Genomic DNA, 19,700 nt, shown 5'->3' with positions numbered 1-19,700 from the left:
CCCGGTCGGCTGCAGGACAGCGGGGGCGACGCCTGCCCACCGCCTGCTCCGTGCCCGTCCGACGGACCGAGGGGCTGACTCGAACCGGACCGGGAGACCATCGGGCAGGCGCTGCCGATGGACAGCCGGGACCTGCTGCGCGCCCCCGGGCAGAACGGCGCCCGACGCAGCCTCGGCCCGCCTCGGCCCGCCTCGGCCCGCCTCGGCCCGCCTCAGCGCAGCCGGAACACCGGGCCGCGCGGGGTGAACGGCAGGCCGGCGCCCTGCGGGAGCAGGTAGGCGTGCTCGCGGCGGATCCGCAGTGCATCGCACTCGCCGTCGGTGATCAGCAGGACCGGGGCGCCGGGAGGGAAGTCCTCGGCCCGCTCCAGCAGGTCGATCCCGGGCTGGAGCACCGTGCCGCCGCGGCCGCGCACCCGGACGCGGCCGGCGATCTCGTCGGTGGGCAGGAAGCCGGCGTCGTGCGGGGCCGCGTCGCAGAACACCACCCGGGCTGCCGGCACGTCCCGGGCCGCCGCGTAGGAGGCGATGGCGCCGAGCGCCTTGCCGAGCAGCTGGCGGCTCATCGAACCGGAGGTGTCCAGCAGTACGCCGAAGGTGCAGCGGGCCACCTCCTCGGGTGGGTGGTGGCGGCCGGCCCGCGGGATGTCCGGGGTGGACGCCTGCCGCCGGGACGGGCGGGCGTAGCTGCGTATCGGCTGCGGGGTGGGCACGAACTCGTCGAACCAGCGCGCGAGTTGCGCGTCCCAGGGCAGCGGCGGCTGGGACAGTGCGCGGATCTCCTCGACGAGGCCGGCCGGGAGGTACCCGCGCTCGCGCCCGTGCAGCTCGAAGCCCTGCTGGAGGCCGCGCCGGTAGAAGTCGTCCAGGTCGACGTAGTCGCGCGGGCGGCCGAGCGGCTCGCCCAGGACGTCGCCCCGGCCCTTGCCGGCCAGGGTGGCCAGGCGGCGCAGCCGGCGCTGGTCGCGGGCGATCCGGTCGTAGACCTCCTCGGCCGACAGCCCGTTCAACTGCGGGTCGTGCAACAGCCCTTCGGGCATCTCGCCGACGCCCATCTCCAGCAGCCAGCCGTTGACCACGTAGTCGGCGGCGACGTTGAACAGGTACGGGTCCCGGCCGCCGCAGCGGTCGCCGTGCCGGAGCGCGGCGTGCAGCATCTCGTGGGCCAGGATGAAGCGCCACTCCTCCTCGGTGTGGCGGCGCAGCGGGTTGAGGTAGATCTCGCCGGCGTCGGCGTTCACCGCCGCGATCGCGATGCCCTGGGCGCGGGCCAGTTCGGCGTCGGCGACCAGGGTGATGCCGGCCGCCAGGCCGCCGAGCAGCGGGTAGCTGGAGACGAACCAGTTGAGCGCCCTGGTCCACGGCCGCTCCGGGACTCGCTCGCCGGTCAGCTCGTCGCGGCGGCCGCCGGCCACGTCCATCGCGGCGGACATGGTGCGGGTCAGCGCGGCGGCGAAGACCGAGGGCCAGTCCTCCGGCACCTGGTGGGCCTGCCAGGGTACGAGCAGCTGGTCCGGGTGACCGCCCGCGGTGCCCGGGATTCCGGGCAGGCCCTCCTCGCGCCAGCGGGCGGCGAGCTGCTCCTCGTCGCCGGGCGGGATCCGGGACGGCGGCTCGAAGGGGGCGCGGCCGACCGTGAAGGCGGCCTGGAAGCGGTGCACCACCGCGCAGTTGGCGGCCAGCCGGTGGGCGTCCGGCTGGGTGCGGCGGCCGCGCTCGGCGGGCAGGTGGCCGAAGCCGAGGTGCAGCAGGCAGTGCGCCAGCACCCAGGCCCACTCGGCCGGCTCGGCGCGGCGCATCCGGGGGTGGGTGAGGTTGGGGTGCAGGGTGCCGTCGGAGTCGACCACCAGCCAGCCGTCCTCGGGGGCGTCCGGGCAGTCCTCGGCGCGGCAGAGGGTCGCCGGGATGGCGGCCAGCGCGTGGTTCCGGTGGGCCAGGATCCAGCCCTCCTGGAACGCCTCCAGCGCCGGGTTGCGGGGCTTGGTGCCCTTCTCGGTGCTGCCGGCCCCGGCGCCGGACCCGCGCCGGCTCACCGGCGGGCCTCGACCAGGCGGGGCATGTCGCGGGCCGCCTCGATCAGGAACCAGGAGGGCAGCACCGGATTGCCGTCCGCACCGTCGGCGATCACCGTCTGGGCCACCTCGACCGAGATCTCGGCGAGTTGGACCAGCAGCGACTTGGCCCGGTAGGCGGTCTGCCGCAGCGAGTCGGAGACCTGCTCCTTGCGGGCCGGGAGTTCCTTGACCAGCCGGCCCCGGAAGGCGTCGGCCAGGTAGTAGAGCAGGTCACGGTCCTCCAGGCGGTGCGGCCAGCGGGCGTCGCCCTTGAGGATCGCGTCCAGGCCGTACGAGTTGCGGACGATCTTCACGTAGCCGCCGAAGGAGACCGCGTGCTGCGGGGTGAGCAGCCCGTGCGCCAGCACCTTGACGGTCGGCTCCTCCAGGGTCGGGCCGAAGGAGTGCAGGGCGTCCGAGAGCATGTGCCAGGCGCGCGGGGTGGAGAAGGGCTCCTCGGTCTTGGGCGGGGCGGACCAGAGGTGGTCCGGGCGGTCCGTCAGGTAGTCCAGCACCCAGGGGTGGATGCCGTTGCCCGCGGCCCACGCCAGCCAGTCGGTGGAGCTGGCCCGGAGGTGGACGTGGACCAGCCGGTTCACCAGGGCGGAGGCCATCGGGCGGGCCAGCGCGCCGTCGGTGGCGCGGTTCCCCGCGCCGATCACGATCGAGCCGGGCGGCAGCTCGTAGGAGCCGATCCGGCGGTCCAGGATGAGTGAGTAGAAGGCCTTCTGCACGTCCGGGGTGGCCGCGTTGAGCTCGTCCAGGAAGAGGCAGTAGGGCTCGGTGCGGGCGATCGACTCCGGTGGGCAGAACCGTGAGCGCCCGTCCTCGGTGATCTGCGGCACCCCGACCAGGTCCTCGGGCGCCAGTTGGGTGCCGATCAGGCTGACGCACTCCAGCCCGAGCGAGTCGGCGAACTCCCGTACCAGCGAGGACTTCCCGATGCCCGGAGCCCCCCAGAGGAAGACCGGCCGGACGGTGGCGAGCCCGAGCAGCAACTCGGGGACCTGGGACGGCGACACGGTGACGGCAGCCTGCAACGCGGAGTCTCCTCGGGAGGTTTTGGGGATTCCGCGCCAGTGTGCGGGACGGCCCCGGCGGGCCGCACCTGCTTTTCGCGGAGCCGCCGGCGACCCGGGTGCTCGGGGGAGGGGCGACGGGCCGCGGGTGCGGCCGGGAGCCCACCCGGGCAGGCTCCCGGCCGGCAGGGCAGGACGGCCTGCTCGTCCCTCCGGTGGTCGTGTGATGCCCCGTCAGGCGAGCTCGACGACGAGCGAGGAGTAGGAGGGGATCATCACCTTCCGGGCGTAGCCGCGCGAGACGATCCGGTACGGGCGGCCCGCCGCGCAGACCGCCTCGACCATCCGGGCGATCTCGGCCCGCGCGACGGGAGCGCCCAGGCACAGGTGTCGGCCGGCGCCGAACCAGAGCTGGCGCGAGCGCGGGTCGTACGGGCGGGCCAGGTCGAAGCCGCCGGCCAGGTTGTCGGCCGCGTAGGTGACGAGAAGGATCCGCTCGTCCTTGCGCAGTCGGCGGCCGGCGATGGTGACGTCCGCGCTGACGTGCCGCCCGATCACCGGTGCGGGCGTGGTCACCCGCAGGCCCTCGCGGACCGCGTCGGCGATCAGCCCGGGGTCGGCGAGGATCGGGGCCTGCTGCTCGGTGTCGTGGATCAGTGCGACCGTGCGGGCCATGGCGCTGGCGGCGGTCTCGGTGCCCGCGACGAGCAGCAGCGAGGCGAGGCCGCAGGCCTCCTCCAGGGTGATCCCGGCTTCGCGGCAGCGGCCGAGCAGGGTGTCGGGCCCGGCTCCGGCGTAGGCCGCCGGGACGCCGGCGGTCAGCGACGCGACGATCTCCCTGGCCGCTTCGATCCGCTCCGGCGGGAGCTCGGTCGAGGCGGCCGTGTCGAGCGCGAGCGCCGCCAGCCGCTCGCCGGCGGCGAAGGTCTCCAGATAGGCGGAGTCCGGGCTGCCCGACGGGATTCGAAGGCCCAGGAGGTCGGTCATCAGGCGGCCGACGACGAGCCGGGCGGCCTCGGACACGTCGACCTGCTCCCCGGCGGCGAGGCGAGCCGTGACATCGGCGTAGACCGGTCCGGCGGCCCGCTGGACCAGGGCGGCGGAGTTCTCCTCGGTGAACAGGTCCCGGGCACGTCGGCGCAGGTCCGCGTGCCCGGCGCCGTCGAAGAGCCGGGTGACGTACGGCCCGAGGATCTGCTCCCACAGGTGGCCCACGCCGCCCTCGCCGAGCAGGGTGAAGTGCTCGTGGTCGTTGAGCACCGCCCGGATCAGGGTGGGTTCGCTCGCCACCCAGCCGAGTCGGGGCACCCGCCGGATCGGTCCGAAGGGCCGTGCCATGGTGATCCTGGTCAGTGTCCACAGAGCGGGGCGGCTGGCCCACAGCAGTCTGCTCTCGTGCCGTTCCGCCGTCGTCGCGCCCATCGCCGCCCCCGCTGCCGCCTCGATCGTCCCGTGCGAGGAACCGTATCGTGGCGGGCCGGGCCCTGGCCTGGAATCCTGGCGTGGAATCATCGCATGATCGGGTGGCTTGGGCGGTCTGGGCGCAGTGTCGGGGAGATGGCGGACAGCGGATCGGGGTGGAAGCGGACAGTGGGTCGGGGTGGAAGGCGGACCGTTGGTCGTGCAGGGAGGCGGGGCGCGGCGGTGACGGCCGCGGCGGCGGTGCCCCTGCAGGGCCGCTGCGGGCCGGGCGACCGGGTGGCGCCGATCGGCCGGGTTGCGCCGATCGGCCCGGCCGGCGGAGTCTCGCTCGGCGTCCTCATTCGCGCAGCTGTGAGCCCGGTCGAGAGGGAGCATCAGTGACCGACCTGTGGGTGGTCGTGCCGGCCTACAACGAGGAGGCCTCGCTGCCGGCCACGTTGCGCGCGCTGGCGGAGCAGAGCGACGCGGACTTCGAGTGCGTGGTGGTGGACAACACCTCGACCGACCGGACCGCCGAGGTGGTCCGGGAATTCGCCGTCACCGCCGGCTTCCCGCTGCACCTGGTCACCGAGGCACGCAAGGGCACCGGGGCGGCGGCGGACACCGGGATGCGGTTCGCGATCGAGGCCGGTGCCCGGTACCTGGCCCGCACCGACGCCGACTGCCTCCCGGTGCCCGGCTGGACGGCCGCCGTACGCCGCGGACTGGCCGGCGGGCTGGAACTGGTCACCGGTCAACTGAGGCCGCGCACCGACGAGTTCCGGCTCAGACTGTGGGAGAGCCGGCTACTGCCGGCCGTGATCGCGGTGGCGGCCCGGTTCGGCAGGTTCCGCCCCGGCAACCAGGACCCGCAGTACCTCGGCCCGTACCTGATGTGCCCCGGCTGCAACCTGGCCATCACCGCCGACCTCTACCAGCGCTGCGGCGGCTTCCCGCGCACCGCGATCGAGGAGGAGCACGAGGACCGCGCCCTGGTGAACCGGGTGCGCAAGCTCACCGCGGCCTACGGGCAGGTCCCGGGCATGACGGTCTACGGATCGGTGCGGCGGCTGCGCGCGTTCGGGCTGCGCAACACGCTGGCCTGGTACGCGGACCACCGGTACCGGCCGGACGTGGTCGACATCCGATGAGGTGTCAGGAGCGCGTCCGGGGGCTACCGGTACGGCCGGCCGCGTACCCGTTCATCGTGCCGCGCCGGGTCGCACGGCGGGCACCGATCCCGACGAATACGCGATCGGATGCGCGATCGGAGGTGACGGCCGGATGAGCGGCGAGTCCCCGGAGGCACACGGACCACGCAAGGCTGGAGGCGACCACCCCATGAGCAGCACACCGGAGAGCAGCACACCGGAGAGCAGCACGCCGGAGAGCAGCACGCCGGACCCCGCAGGCACCGGACTGGGCGGGCGGATCACGGGCCACGCGCGCCGGGCGCCCGATGCGGTCGCCCTGCTCGACGCACACGGCACGCTCACCTACGGCGAGCTCGCCCAGCGGATCGCCGCGACCGCGAGCGGGCTGCGGGCGGCCGGAATGAGCGCCGGTGACACGGTGCTGTTCGCGGTCCGCCCCGGCCGGGACGCCCTGGTGCTCGGCCTGGCCGTCATGGCGGTCGGCGCTGCCGTGGTGGTGGCCGACCCGGGCGCCGGCGCCGAGCTCGACGCCGCGCGCGGACGGCTCGTCACCGAATCGCTCGCCGCGCCGCGCTGGCTGGCCGCCGAGTCCTGGCTCTGCGCGCTCTCCGCCCGCCGGGTCGGACGCACACTGCTGCGCCGCCTCGGCCTGAACCTGCCCGCGCTCTGCGACCCGACCCTGCGCCTGGTCCACACCGGCCCGCGCCTCCCCGGCCTGCCCCCGGACGCACTCTCCGCCGCCACCCTGGCGCGCACGGCGCCGGCATCCCCGTCCGCGTCCGTGGGGGATCCGGACCGCCCGGCCCTGGTCGTGTTCACCTCCGGCACCACGGCGCGCCCCCGCGGGGTCGTGCACAGCCAGGCCACGCTGCTCGCCGGCGCGGACCTGCTCGGCGAAGGCCTCGGCCTGCCCGCCGCCCGGGGCCCGGTCGTCGTGCACTCCGAGCAACTGATGATCGCCTTCGCCTTCCTCGCCACCGGCGCCACCTGGTCGGCGGCGCCGCTCCCGGCCCGTCCGAAGCGGTTCCTGCGGGACCTGCGGCGGTGCGGGGCCACCCACACCTTCGGCACCCCGGCCGCCCTGGCCCGCCTGCTCGCCGCCGGCCGACTCCCGGACACCCTGGGCACGGTGCTGCTCGGCGCCGCTCCCGTGCCACCCCCGATCCTGCGCCGGCTGCGGACCGCGCTCCCCTCGGCCCGGATCGCCGTGATCTACGGTGCGACCGAGATGCTGCCGATCGCCGTGACCGAGGCCGAGGAGAAACTCGCGCACGCACCCCACGGCGACCTGGCCGGCCACCCCCTGCCCGGAGTCACGGCACGCCTCAACGAGGAGGGCGAACTCCTGCTCCGCGGCGCCCACCTGGCGATCGGCTACGTCGGTGACGGGGCGATCGGTGAGCTCAACACCGGTGACCGGGCCCGGATCGACGCCGAGGGCCGGATCGTGCTGCTCGGCCGGACCAAGGACATGCTGATCCGCGGCTCCTTCAACCTCTACCCCGGCCTGTACGAACCCGCGATCGCCGCTCTTCCGGGCATCGCCGAGGCCGTCATCGTGGGCGTCCCCGACCCGCTGACCGCCGACGAGGCGGTGGTGCTCGCGATCTGCCCGGACGGCTCGGTCCCGGAACCGGAACTCCTGCGCCGCCTGCACCGCGAACTGCCCCGCACCATCGACCACGCAGCACTGCCGGACCGGATCCACTGCCTCCCGGCGATCCCCCGCCGGGGACGGACCGAGAAGCCCGACCGTGAACAACTCCGCACGCTGGTCACGAAGGAGGCGCAGTGATCACCGTCGCTGGGGGCCGACGCCGCCGCCCGCCCCGTTCCGGTGTCCGGTCCGGCACCAGCGGCCGTGTCCGCGACCACGGCGCATCGGTCAGCGGCGCGCTTCCCGGGTCGAGGTGTCCTGCGGAAGCGGGACCTCACCTCCGGGCGGCTGCACCGACCCGGCTTCCGGTGGCCAGTCGGTGGAGCAGTCCGATGGTCTCGTCCTCGTGGGACGCGAAGACTCCGTGGTCGCTGTGCCAGGTGACCGCGTTGGTTGCCCGGGTGGCGAATCGGCGTTGCAGGTCCGGGTGCATGACGCGGTCATCGGTGCAGATCACGTAGGTGCTGGGCCGCTCGTGCCAGGCGGCGCTGGTCGTCGGCTGATGGCCGGGGGCCATGTTCTGGGGGACGAGTCGGGCGGTGTGGCGGGCACGTTCTTCCTCGCCGAGTTGGGCGTGGAACAGCCGTCCGGCAGCCTTCGGGTCGATCGTCGTGGTTCCGGCAGGGTCACCGATCATGCTGGGCCCCAGGTCGGTGGGCGGTGCACTGGCGAGCAGGCCGAGGGCGGTCTCGCCGCGGTCGGGCATCATCGCGGCCAGGTACACGAGATGGTCGATCCTGTGCGGCGGAAGGCCGGTGATGACGGCGCCGCCGTAGGAGTGGCCGCACGCGACGGCGGGTCCGCCCCCGGGCAGCTGGTCCAGTGCGGTCCCGGCCGCGGCTATGTCGGCTGCCAGCGACCCGCGGTGCAGCTCGGCGACGGCCACGGCGACACCACGGGCCCGCAGCCCGGCCGCGACGCCGTCCCAGGCGTGACCGGTGTGCCATGCGCCGTGCACCAGCAGCACTCCTCGGGATGCGAGGGAGGGTGAGGAAGGGATCATGAGGGGCCTCTCGGTGTTCGATCGCTTGCGGAACAGGGGGCGGCGCGCGTACGGACCGTGCCGACGAAGACCACAGCCACCGAACCTCCGCCAACCCGCGCTCCCGCCGGTCGCCCATAGGAGCCCACCAGTCGGGCGAAGGATTCGGCTTCCGCCCGGAGATCTTTCGCAGGGGCTCTGGACGGTCGCCGGCGTCGTCGGCCTGCTCCGGTTCGTCAAGCGCCTGCTGCCGCCGAGCGGCGCCGTGCAGCCCTTCCCGGCGCGGGAGGAGGCAGGGCCGCTCCAGCGGACCGGAGCCTGACCCGTGCTCCTTCCGACGGCCGGGAAGCTCCAGTGGCCCGACCCGTGCCGAGGTCTGCACCAGGTCGCGGCCAATTGATTGCGCCGTCTCGGGGGGCTGCCTCCGATCATTCCGATATGGTGTGTCACGTGGTGGTTTGACGATGAGTCAGGCCTGCGGTGAAGCTTCCAGGTTTCGGGGGTGCTCGGGTGAGTGACGCTGTCGCGTGGGCCTCGGCCGTCGAACCCTGGGCGACGTCGCTCGCGGCCGACGCCCCGGTGGATCCGGGCCTCGCGACCGCCGCCGCCCCGGTCGCGGTGGTCGTTGCCCGGCAGGCGATCTTCCACGCTCATGCCGTGGCACCGGAGAAGTCGCTCGCCGTGGCGCATGTCGAGTCCTTGGCCAACGCCTTCACCGCACTCGACCCCCACGGCGTGGGAGCCCTTCTCGACTTCTGGCACTTCGCCTGGACCGGCCGGTTCGCCACCGGAACGTTCCTCGGTGACGACGCGCTGCCGCACGCCCTGAAGCTCCTGCTGCAACCGGCCGTCTCGGCGGGCGGCCGGCCGGCCCTGCAGGCGGCTCAGGGCGGTCTGCTGCACGAGGCCCGTCGCAGGCTCACGGCCGAGGCCCAGGAGGCGGCCGCAGCCAACCGTGTCATGGGCAAGGAGTTGTTCCTCCGCCCGCTGCAGGCCTTCACGGAGGACGGCCCCGATGCCTGCCTGCTGCTGGCCAAGTCCCCGGCCGACGCCGTCAAGGCGATCAACAACGCCCTGCTCAAGCCTCTGACCATGGGTGGGGTCCGCTACCAGCAGACCGTCGAGACAGCCGCCCGGATCGCCGCTCGGATGCGGGAGGTGGTGGACCTCACCACCATTGTGCGCCAGTCCCCGCCGCCTCGGGCACTGCGCCTCGGTGTCGGCGATGTCGCCCAGTTGTCCGCCCCGGCACGCGGCCTGCTGCCCCTGGTCCTGCTGGACCTCACCGAGGGAAGCACCGGCTCCTTCGACGTCGTCCCGGTCCTGGCGCTGCTGGAGGAGCACCTGGCCCCGCTGGAGACCGAGGAGGTGCTCCGTCCGGCACTGGCGCTGGGTGAGACGGGCCGTACGGGCGGCGTGGCGGCCGAGGCCCAGACGTACCTGACATCGATCCGCGGTCGCCTCGACGGCGTCGCCCGGCACATCGGGGAGAGCCCCGAGCTGATGGAGCTCTTGGAGGAGGTCCGCGCCGAGGTCGCCCAGGGCCGGACGGGACAGGTCGACTCGCTCATCGAACTCGCCCGCCCGTTGGTACTGCGAGGCCGGCGCCTGGAGCGGATCAGGGCCCTCAGCGCCAGGCTCGCCGAGGCGGGAGCCGGGACTGCCGAGGCCGACGAGGAGGAGCAGGCCGACGAGGCGGGCGCCGCCGTGGCCCGCCTGTCGGCGATCGTCGAAACCGCCGGGCGGACGGAGGACGAGGAGGCTGCGGCTCAACTGCTCGCGATGGCCGAGGAGATGGTTCAGCAGCTGGCTCCGGGACGGACCGCGGGCGGCAGGCCGCGCGCCCGTACCGGCGCCGGATCCGCTGCGGTGCACGGCGGCGAACCGGTGCGGGTGCCGCCCGTCGTGCTGCTGGCGGAGCTGCTGGAGGACACGTGGCACCCGATGCTGCCCCGGGCCCTGCGCAGCGTCACCGACCCGCGGGAGGCGGCCGAAGCGTTCGAGGAGCTGGCCGTCACCGGATCCGGTCCTGTGCAGCGGGCCGCCGCCGTGTGCGCCGTCGGATGGTCGGTCCTCTCCGGACGACCCGAGGACGCCCTGCGGCGGTTCGGCCGACTCGCCAAACGGGTCGGCCGCTCGGCCACCTGGCACTGGAACGAAGGATGTGCCCGCAGCGCGCTCGGTGATCTCGACGGTGCCGTCGCCGCCTTCGAGGCTGTCGCACGTCTGGGGGACAGCCCGCCGCACCTGGTCGTGCAGCCCGTGCTGGATCTCTTCCAGGCCGCCGGACGGCCCTGCCCGTTCCGCCCGCCGCTCAAGGAGGGAGCCGCACCGGACGCCCGCATCGACATCCTCATCGCGCAGCGGTTCGAAGCCACCGCCAAGCAGCTACGGCTGAACCGGCGCACCGCCGATGCCGAGCTTCTCCTGGAGGCCCTGACCGAGGTGTCGCCGATGGCGCCCGGCCGGTCGCTGCTCATGAAGATCTACCGGGAGGAGCACCGGCTGGTCGATGCCGAGCGGTTCGTGTCGCGGATGGGCTCCCGCGGGGCCGCCGACTGGATGCTCGACTTCGACCTGGCCCTGGTCGCCGTCGACAGCGGCGCCTCCCGCCGGGCCGGGGAGCTGCGGGACCGGCTGGTCGCCGCAGGAGCTCCCGAGCAGCACCTGCTGCAGCTCGACCGCAGGATCGCGAACTCCTGGCGTCCGGCGAGCGGGGGCGCCGGCCCCGTCGCGCCGCGCCCGGTACAGCCTCCTCGGGCGGAGAATCCGAAGCTGCCGCCCATCCTGCTCCACGAGGACCTCCTGGTACCGGCCTCCGACACCTTGCCGGACGGGCTGCGGGCCGCGTTGACCCGCACCGACAGCCCGTTGGAGGCCGCACACGCCTTCGCCGCCTGGTCCGCGGACGCGCCCACCCCGGCCGTCCGGGTGGCGGCGGCGGTCTGCGCCGTCGGTTGGGCGTGCCGGGCCGGCGTCGCCGACCTGGCCGCCGACTGGGCGCACAGCCTCGTGCCCGCCGATGCGTCCGGCTGGGTGCTGTGGAACCGTGCCTGCGCCCTCGGCCTCCTCCAGGATGTGGACGGCGCCGCCCGCGTCCTGGAGCGGGCCCTCAGCAGTGGGGACCAGCCGCCCCAGTCCGTGTGGCCCTTGGTGGTGGAGTTCCTCACCGCGGCCGGTCGTCCGGTGTCACCGCAGTCGTACAGCGCCTCCGCCTCGGGCCCCCGCCCGCCCGCGCGGGTCAGCAGTACCACGGTGCAGCAGTACGAGTCGCTGGCGAAGCAGCTGTACACGGTCAACCGCCAGGCCGACGCGGAAGTGCTGCTGCGCGCGCTCGTGGAGGCGGCTCCCAGGGCGCCGGGCCGCCTGCTCCTGATGAGGATCTGGCGCGAGGGCCGCCGACTGGACGATGCCCTCACCCTCGTCTCCCAGCGGCGCGCCCTCGGCGAGGAGGACTGGCGGCTCTGCTACGAGACGGGACTGGTGGCCGTCGCGGCCGGACGCCAGAGCGTTGCGCTGGACATGCGGGGACGGGTCGTCGCGCTGGGCGGACCTGCCGACTGGATCGCCCAGTTGGACCGGAGGATCGGCATCGCGGACGGCCGCTCGGCCGCTCAGCGGACCGGAACCAGTCACGTCGCGACTCCGGAGCAGCACATCGTCCAGCGCGCCCTGAACGGCCCGCAGAACAAGCCCGCGCTGCTGGAACCGGCCCGACGGCTGCTCGACGAGCAAGGGCCGCTGTCCGTCCTGTCGGTGGCGCGGCAGCTGGAACGCGCCGCCCCCTGGGCCTGCCTGACGCTTCTCGACCTCCTGATCGACCGCGTCGCCGAGCAGCCGGACCACGAGGCCCCCGCCGGGCTCGCCGAACAGGTCCTGGCCACCGGGGACGCAAAGCCGGCGGAGCGCCTGGCCTCGGTCCTCGAAGAACTCGGCGACGGCACGGAGGCCGCCCGGTTGCTGACCGAGGCCGCCGAGCGGTGCCGCCCCACCCAGCGCCCCCGGATCTGGCACCGGCTGATCGGGCTGCTGCGCACCACCGGGCAGCAGCAGGAGGCCGACCGGCTGGCCGCTCGGACCAGACCCCCGCTGCCTGCGCGGCAGCTGGAACCCGACCCGGGCCGGGCGGTGCCGCTCCGCCCGCGCCTCACGCCTCTCGTGCTGCCCGCGCACACGGACGGTGAGTCGTCATCGTTGCACCGGGCACAGGAGCTGGAACAGCTCCACGGCGCCGGAGCGGCCGCCGACGCCTGGTGCGCCGCCCTGGAGGCGGGACACGTGCTCGCCTACCCGCACGCCCTGGGCACCCTCGTGGCAGCCGGGCGTGCCGAGGAGGCCCTGGAGCTCTACCGGCGGTACGCGGACCAGCTCTGGACCGGCCCCTCCTCGGCCTGGAACATCGCGGCGGCCTATGCCGGGCTGGGACTGCTGGAGGAGGCGGCGGACGCGCTGGAACTGGAGGCCCGGATCGGCAGCCGGACGGCACCGGACCCCGAGGAACGGGCGAGACTGGAGCAGATCTTCCGTGCCGTGGGGCGCCCTTCGCCCGGCGGGCTGATCACCGCGAGGAGCGCGTCGGCGGTCGGCGGCTCCACCCCGGTGGAGCCCACGTGCGCGACCGCCGGATCCGCCGCTGCCGCGACCCGGGAAGTCCCGGCTTCGCCCGCCGCCCCGCCCCGGGAAGCGCCCGCCACCGGTTCCGGGGCGAGCGGCCCACGCTTCCCGCGGATCAAGCCCGGCGAGTGGGAGGACCGCGCCGTGACGGATGTCCTGCGCAGGAGCCTGCTGGGTACGGAACCGGGTTCCCCCGGCTTCGCGCAGCTGACCCAGGACCTGCGCGCGCTCTGCACCCGGCTCGTCGACGGTTTGGCCGGCGAGGCGGAGCGGTTCGTCCGGCCGGCTCCCCGGCCCCTCACGCAGGACCACCTCGACCGGATGGGCGCCGCCGCGAGGGCCGCGTTCGCGGAGGGCCTGGAAGCGGCGCAGGAGGACCGCTGGCACGACGCCGCGCGAGCCTGGCGCACTGCGTACGACGCGCATCCGCGCAACGAGGTGATCGCTGCCGACCTCGCGCTGGCCCTGGTACGGACCGGCGAACAAGGCCTCGGCCGGCAACTCGCCGACGGCTTCCTGTTCAGCGCCGCCTTCATCCGGCCCCGGACCGCAGTCGCCCATGCCTGCGGTGGCAGCAGGGCGGCGGTCGAAGAGATCATCCGGATGCGTACCGAGGATCTCGCCCTGGGCCGGACGGAGCTGCCGCTGGCCCAGGCCGGACTCGAACTCCACCACCTCCAGGACGCCGGTGCCGCCGCGCGCACGCTGCTGTCCGTCGCCACCGAGCGCCCGCCGGGCCTCGGCCGGTTGTTCGCCGTGGTGGCCCTGCTGCTGGGCCAGGATGCCGGCGACGGCACTGTGGTCGAGCAGGCGTACCGGTGCCTCATACGTCCGATGCCCCACATCAACGAGATCGTGCATGCAGCGCTGCAGGCCCGCCGCCCCGACCATCTCACGCTGGTTCCGGGTCTTCTTCGGGGCTCCCTCCTCGGCAAGGTGGCCAACGCGCGCTCCGAGGAACTGCGACGCGAACAGCCGTCGCACCGCCGGCTGCAGCTGATGCGTGCCCTGCTGGAGCAGCGCCGGGGCAGCTCACCGGAGGCGCGGTGGCTCTACGCCCGGATGCTGTGGCAGGACGGGGACAGTCCACAGGCCGCGCTGGCGTACAAGGAGGTGGTCCTGGAGCTCTCGGTGAGGCCAGGCCGGCCGAATCTCGCCACGGCGGTGGAGGAGTGGATCCAAGCGGCCCGCAGCAGCGGCGATCCCGCAACGCACCGGGATGCGCTGTCCGGGAAGCAGGAACTGGGTCTGCCGATGCGGACGCGGGAACTGGAGATCCTCCGCGGGGACGAGGTGGCGCACGAGAGCCTGCTCCTCGATCTGAACGCGGAAGTGGTCTCCTTCGAAGCGGTCGATGTGGTGGACGCGCCGCTGGAGGCGGTGCACCGGCTGGAGCGGGTGGCGGAGTCGGTGCGTTCCGTGGCCTTCGGCAGCCAGGACGAGGTGACCGTCGACCAGCTCATCGACGTCTGGTACCACCAACTCGCCCAGGACATCGGCAGCGACGAGGGCCGCGCACGCCTGATGGACCTGCGCAAGCAGGCCCTCGACCTCTGCCGACGCGTCGGCGACCCCACGCTGCGCGAGGTGGTGCAGCGGGTCAGCAAGGTCACCTACCGGCTCTGGGAGGAGTCCGGCCGGCGGTTGCTGCCGGCCCGTGCCGAAGCGGCGTTCACGGTCACCGAGACGGAGCTGTGGTGCCACGGGGACGGCCCGCTGCACGTCCGCCTGACGGTGGAGCCGCACGAGGACGACGGCCGTGTGCGCATCGGCTGCAACGGCTTGCCGCACGCCGAAGTGGAGCTGGGCCGCGGCAGGCAGCGCGTCGTCTTCAGGGTCGACGAGCTGTGCGGCACCGATCGGGTGGAACTGGACTTCGCGCTCTTCCGGCCCGGTGAGACCGATACGGACGACCTCAAGATCGCGTACCCCGTGGAGACGCGGTCCGAACGGGATCTGGGCGGGCACGCGTTCGTCCCCACCAGCCCCGCCCACGAACGGATCAGGGTCCCCCGGGAAAGCGAACTCGCCCAGCTGCGGCACCACTACAGCGGCCGCCCGGTCGCCCCGGTGCGGTTCCTGCACGGACCCCGGCAGGTGGGCAAGACCACGCTGGCCCGTTCGCTGATGGCCCACCCCCTTCCGGAGAACCCGGCCGAGTGGCCGATTCCCGGCCTTCTCGCCGTGGACGTCAACGGGGAGCTCTGGATCCCCGGTGAGTTCCCTCCCCTCTGGACGTGGCTCGCCGAGGAGATCGTGGAAAAGGTCGGGAAATCCTGGAGGGGAGGAACCCACAGTCCTGAACCTCTGCCCGAAACCGGCTACGCCTTCCGCAAATGGCTGACCGGAATCCGGCTGGAGGGCCTCGACGACTGGCGACTGCTGCTGATGGTCGACGAGTTCCAGAAACTGCTCGACCGGGTGAACGAATCCGGGCAGTCGATCGCACATCTGGGCGACCAGCTGCGGGGCATGGCCACCGACCCCGCCGTGCCGCTCCTGCTGTTGACCCTGGGATCCTGCAGCTTCGAGAGTCTCAAGGACAGGCTGACGCCGTACGGGACCAATCTCACCGGCGAGATCATCCCGTTCCCGGTCGGGTTCATGGAGCCCGACCAGGCCCGGCTGATCCTCCGGCGCGGTTTCGACGACAGCGTCTTCCTGCAGCAGGCCGCGGTGGAACGCCTCGTTGAGTACACCGGCGGGTATCCCTACCACGTGCACTGCATGGGGGAGCAGCTGGCGGCACAACTGGGCAAGCGCAAGGCCTCGATCATCACCCCGCAGGACGTGGAGCTCGCGGCGCAGGCGCTGGTGCAGAACCCCGAGGTCATCCGGCCGATCGCGGATCTCCAGAGTGAACCCGGTGTCGAGAGGGCCGTCTCCTATCTGTTGGAGAACGCGACCGCCTCGGACGAGACCGTCATCGACGGCGACGCCGTGGACATGGTGACCGACCCGGAGGTCGACCGCGGGCTCGACAGGATCAAGGACCTCGGTCTCATCCGGCGTGACGGACACAGCGACTGGGTGTGGTCGAACCTGCTGATCCACCGCTGGCTCCGGGAACGGCACGCCCGTCAGCGCCTCAAGGCCCGGGTAGGCGCGACCGAGCCGACCGGTTCCGCCGCCCACACGCCGGAGCCCAGCACGGTCGAGGATCCGGCGGAGTCCCTGCGCCGGGCCGGCTTCGTCCTGGGCGAGGCCCTGGGGCAGCAGGAGGTCGACGGCTTCGCGGCGGCCCGCAAGGTGACCCTGAACGGTCACACCGCGGTGGCCAAGCTGCTCAACCCGACCGGCGACCCGGACCAGTACGCGGCGTTGCAGGCCCGGTTCGACACCCTGCAGGGGAGTGTGAGCAGCGGCGTTCCCCGACTGCTGCGCGAATGCGGAGTGGTGGGGAAGGAGTGGTTCGTCTTCGAGTGGACCGAGGGACGCACCCTCGCCGACTGCGTCCGGCAGCACGACCGGTTGCACTACGACTGGCAGGACGCGGTCGGCTGGGTGACCCAGGCGGCGGACACCGTCGGCCGCGCCTACCGCGAGGGCGGCCTCACCCACGGCGATGTCAAACCGGAGAACCTCGTCCTGGCCCCCGACGGCCGCGTGACGGTCCTGGACTGGGGCGGCGGCAATCTCGGTGACCAGGTCAGCCCCGTCTTCCGTGATCACGCCTTCGACGAGCGGTACACGACCCCCGAGCAGCGTGTCCTCGACCTCGACGAGCCACGCGGAGTGCTCGCCTCGGACGACGCGTACTCGTTGGCTGCGACCTTGTTCGAACTCGTCCATCCCGAGCGGAGGTCGTTCGGCCACTGCCGGGACGACCAGCAGGACCCGTTCGGACAGACCGGGCACTCCCTGCTGGAGAACCACTTCCTCACCATCAGGAAGACCACGTCACTGGCCCTGTCCAGCGTCCTGCGCGAGGCGCTGAACGCCAATCCGTCGCATCGGTTCGAGAACGCCGAGGAACTGGCGACCGAACTGAGGAGAGTGTTCCGGGCATGAGCGATCCCTCCTCCCGGCCGGGGCCGGGACCCCGCCCGCGTCCGACGCCCCCACGTGCTGCCGCTGCGGACACCGGCTGGCCGACCCGCCTCGCCGCAGCCCTGTCGGCCGTCCCCGGCCGGATCGTCCTGCCCTACCACGCACCGGCCGGCGAGCAGGCCTCCTACTCGTACCCGACGGAGGACGACGCCGTGGTGCTGCTGCCGGGCACCGCCGTCGTCGTCCACCTGCTGCCGGCCGCCGGCGGCAGGGTGCTGGGCCACGCCGCGGCCTACCACTGGCACCACGAGCGGAGCACCGTTCGTACGGTGGTGCCCAATCCGTTCTCCCGGATCCGCCACAAGCAGTCGGTTCTCCACAGCAGACTGGGGCGGCAGGTCGGAACCGAGGGCGTCGTCGTCCACCACGACGACGTGGACGTGACCTCGGTGGAACTGGACGCCGGGCACGCCCTCGTGCCGTTGAGCGCGCTCGACTCCTGGCTGGCGGCCCTCCTCCCGACCCGGCGGACGTCGTCGCCGCACGACGTCCGCCGACGGCTCCATCCGCGCCTGCCCCAGTCCTGGCCCGGAAACGGGTACCGGCGGGGCCGCGTGCTCAGCTACCAGGACACCTGGATCGTGCACGAGGGCACCCACGTCGATCCCGCCGGTCACGAGCAACGGGTGGCCCTGGTCATCGGGCCCAACAGCGAGACGACCCGCCGCGACCACCACGTCGCGCACCGGTCGGCCTCCGGCCCGGTGCTCGCCCCGTTCACCGTGGAGAACGGGGCCCGCCTCGTCGTCCCCCTTCCCCTGCCGCCCGGCGCCGACCTGGCCGCCCGCCTGCACGCCGGCCTGACCACCGCCGAGACCCTGCAGCACTCGCTGGCCCTGCTGCGCACCATCGCCGACTGGCACGCCCGGAACATCGTCCACCAGTCGATCCGACCCGAACTGGTCTTCCCGAACGAGGACGGCCGGACGGTCACGCTGATCGGCGCGACCTACGCCCGGATCGGCGGCGTGGGCGGAGGTACGGACCTGCTGCGGACGACGGTCCGGAACGTCCACGTCGCCCCCGAGATCCGACAGACACGGGAACGCACCGTCCCCCAGGCGGCGGACATCTGGTCCTGGGGCTCGGTCACGCTTGCCCTCCTCCGGGGGACCGACGCGGGCGACCACCCACGGGCCGACCTCGCGCGTCCGACCCGCGAGCTTCCCGAGCGGTGGATCCAGGCCCTGCAACGCTCACTCGGCGATCAGGCACAGCGTCCGTCCGCGCCGGCACTTCTGACGGCTCTCGAAGGCAGTCCCGCCACCGTCGCACCGCCGCGCTCCGCACCGCCTCGCCCCGCTCCGCCGCAGCCGGCTCCGGCGGTCGTTCCCACAGGCACCGCTCCAGCCCGGTCGTCCGGACCGGTCGGCGCAGCAGCGCCCTCCGCGCGCGGAGCCCGGCTCTACCAATTGGGCCCCTACCGGACGGAGCAGGAACGCAAGGTCGCGCACACCCTGGCCAAGGGCCTCGATCCGTCCGATGCCGTCATCGTCGCCGCCCGTGCCGACCGGCGGGGCCGCGACACCGACGTCGACTGCGTCGTCCTGCGCGGCGACGTTCTGATCGCCGTCGAATGCAAGAACTGGCGGCTCCCCGACGGGCTCGACCCAGCCGGTGCGACGTGGCCGCCGGCGCCCGGCGTCACCCGGGCCTACACCACCCACTCGCCGCTCCCGCTCCTCCGTCAGCTCGCCCCCGCCCTGGAGCGGCAGATCGGTTGGCCGGGGCGGAGCGCCTGCCTGCTGGTCGTCCCCCGGGTGCCCGAGCTCGCCGACCCGGCCTCGGAAGCCGCCGCGACCCTGGTCTCCCAGGACCCGCAGGACCTGCTGGGACGGATCCGTTCCCTCGCCCCCGGAGGCCGGCGCCCGCCGGAGTTCGAGGACTGTCTGCGGCGTCTGGTGGGCGAGATCGCCACCCCCGCGGTGCTCGCGGGCTTCCGACTGGAGGCCCTCCACGCCATCGGTGCGGGCTGGCAGGCGTACCGGGCCGAGGCCAACGGCCTGCCCCACTACCTCAAGGTCATCGGCGAGAACATGACGACGCTTCCGAGGGACGAGGCGGCGGGGCTGCGCAGGGCCCTCAGCGACCGCACACACATCGTGGCCCGGGCGCTGGCGGACCGTCCCGCCCTGACCGACCGGGTCTTCCGGCCGGTCCAGCTGCCCCGGGACACCTCCGAGGTCGAACCGCACCTCCTGATCGCCTACGTCTGGGAACACGACCACCCGGTGCGGAGGCTTCCCGCCCCGCTGCCCGCCCCCGAGGCCGCCGGCACCGTCGCCGCACTCGCCGACGCGGTGGCCGAACTCCACGGTGCGGACGTGGTACTGCGTCATCTCTCACCCGACTCGGCGTACCTGTGCCCGCCGCCCCCGGGGGTGAGCGAGGGGCCCTACGTCAAAGTCTCGATGCTGGACTGGATGCGAGTTCCCCGGGCGAGCACCGCCTCGGTCTCCAGGCTCTTCTCCCACGACCCCTCCCCGTACGTGGCCCCGGAGATCCGTGCCGGCGACACCCGCCGGAGTCGCGCCTCGGACCTCTACTCCCTCGCGGCCGTGACCCACTGGCTGCTCACCGGCGAGGATCCGCCGTACCGGCATGCGCACGAGCAGGTCGCCCCGCTGCTGACCGAACACGGCGCCGGCCGGGAGCTCACCTCCGTGGTGTCCGCCGCGCTGCGGCCCTGGGACGAGCGACCCGTGTGGACCGCCACCGAGTTCGCTGCCCGCGTGGCCACGGCAGCCGCCCGGTAGGGGGCTGCGCCGA

At 73.6% G+C, this 19,700-nt stretch carries 8 protein-coding genes; 4 read left to right on the top strand and 4 right to left on the bottom strand.

Features of this window, described 5'->3' with window-relative positions; translation table 11 throughout:
• Positions 1 to 212: 212 nt before the first annotated feature.
• From ACWGB8_RS04385 to ACWGB8_RS04375, 3 genes are all read right to left on the bottom strand, one after another.
• On the bottom strand, positions 213 to 2,033 hold the full coding sequence (locus tag ACWGB8_RS04385) for a vWA domain-containing protein (RefSeq protein ID WP_452210138.1): 1,821 nt from the start codon (positions 2,031 to 2,033) through the stop codon (positions 213 to 215).
• Complete coding sequence (locus ACWGB8_RS04380) at positions 2,030 to 3,094, bottom strand: AAA family ATPase (RefSeq protein ID WP_452210136.1); 1,065 nt, start codon at positions 3,092 to 3,094, stop codon at positions 2,030 to 2,032. Before ACWGB8_RS04380 ends, ACWGB8_RS04385 begins: the two co-directional genes overlap by 4 nt.
• 213 nt (positions 3,095 to 3,307) lie before the next feature.
• A complete protein-coding gene (locus ACWGB8_RS04375; RefSeq protein ID WP_452210134.1) occupies positions 3,308 to 4,411 on the bottom strand; it encodes a cytochrome P450 in 1,104 nt (367 codons plus the stop codon).
• Positions 4,412 to 4,872: 461 nt separating this feature from the next.
• Between ACWGB8_RS04375 and ACWGB8_RS04370 the strand changes: the two genes are divergently transcribed.
• Positions 4,873 to 5,625, top strand: a complete 753-nt coding sequence (locus tag ACWGB8_RS04370; protein WP_452210132.1) for a glycosyltransferase family 2 protein — start codon at positions 4,873 to 4,875, stop codon at positions 5,623 to 5,625.
• 190 nt (positions 5,626 to 5,815) lie between these two features.
• Positions 5,816 to 7,423, top strand: coding sequence for a class I adenylate-forming enzyme family protein (locus ACWGB8_RS04365; RefSeq protein WP_452210130.1), 1,608 nt, complete (start codon positions 5,816 to 5,818; stop codon positions 7,421 to 7,423).
• A 136-nt stretch (positions 7,424 to 7,559) separates the two neighbouring features.
• On the opposite strand, the gene ACWGB8_RS04360 is transcribed toward ACWGB8_RS04365, so the two are convergent.
• A complete protein-coding gene (locus ACWGB8_RS04360; protein ID WP_452210128.1) occupies positions 7,560 to 8,243 on the bottom strand; it encodes an alpha/beta hydrolase in 684 nt (227 codons plus the stop codon).
• A 534-nt stretch (positions 8,244 to 8,777) separates the two neighbouring features.
• Here ACWGB8_RS04360 and ACWGB8_RS04355 point away from each other — a divergent pair.
• Positions 8,778 to 16,892 carry a protein kinase domain-containing protein gene (locus tag ACWGB8_RS04355; RefSeq protein ID WP_452210126.1) on the top strand — a complete coding sequence of 2,705 codons (8,115 nt, stop codon included), beginning with the start codon at positions 8,778 to 8,780 and terminating at the stop codon, positions 16,890 to 16,892.
• Positions 16,889 to 19,687, top strand: coding sequence for a hypothetical protein (locus ACWGB8_RS04350; RefSeq protein ID WP_452210124.1), 2,799 nt, complete (start codon positions 16,889 to 16,891; stop codon positions 19,685 to 19,687). Before ACWGB8_RS04355 ends, ACWGB8_RS04350 begins: the two co-directional genes overlap by 4 nt.
• The last annotated feature ends 13 nt before the right edge of the window (positions 19,688 to 19,700 follow it).

It is taken from the genome of Kitasatospora sp. NPDC054939 (assembly GCF_053610105.1).
Note: the sequence above shows the minus strand (reverse complement) of the source record. Positions and strands in the feature narration are given on the sequence as shown.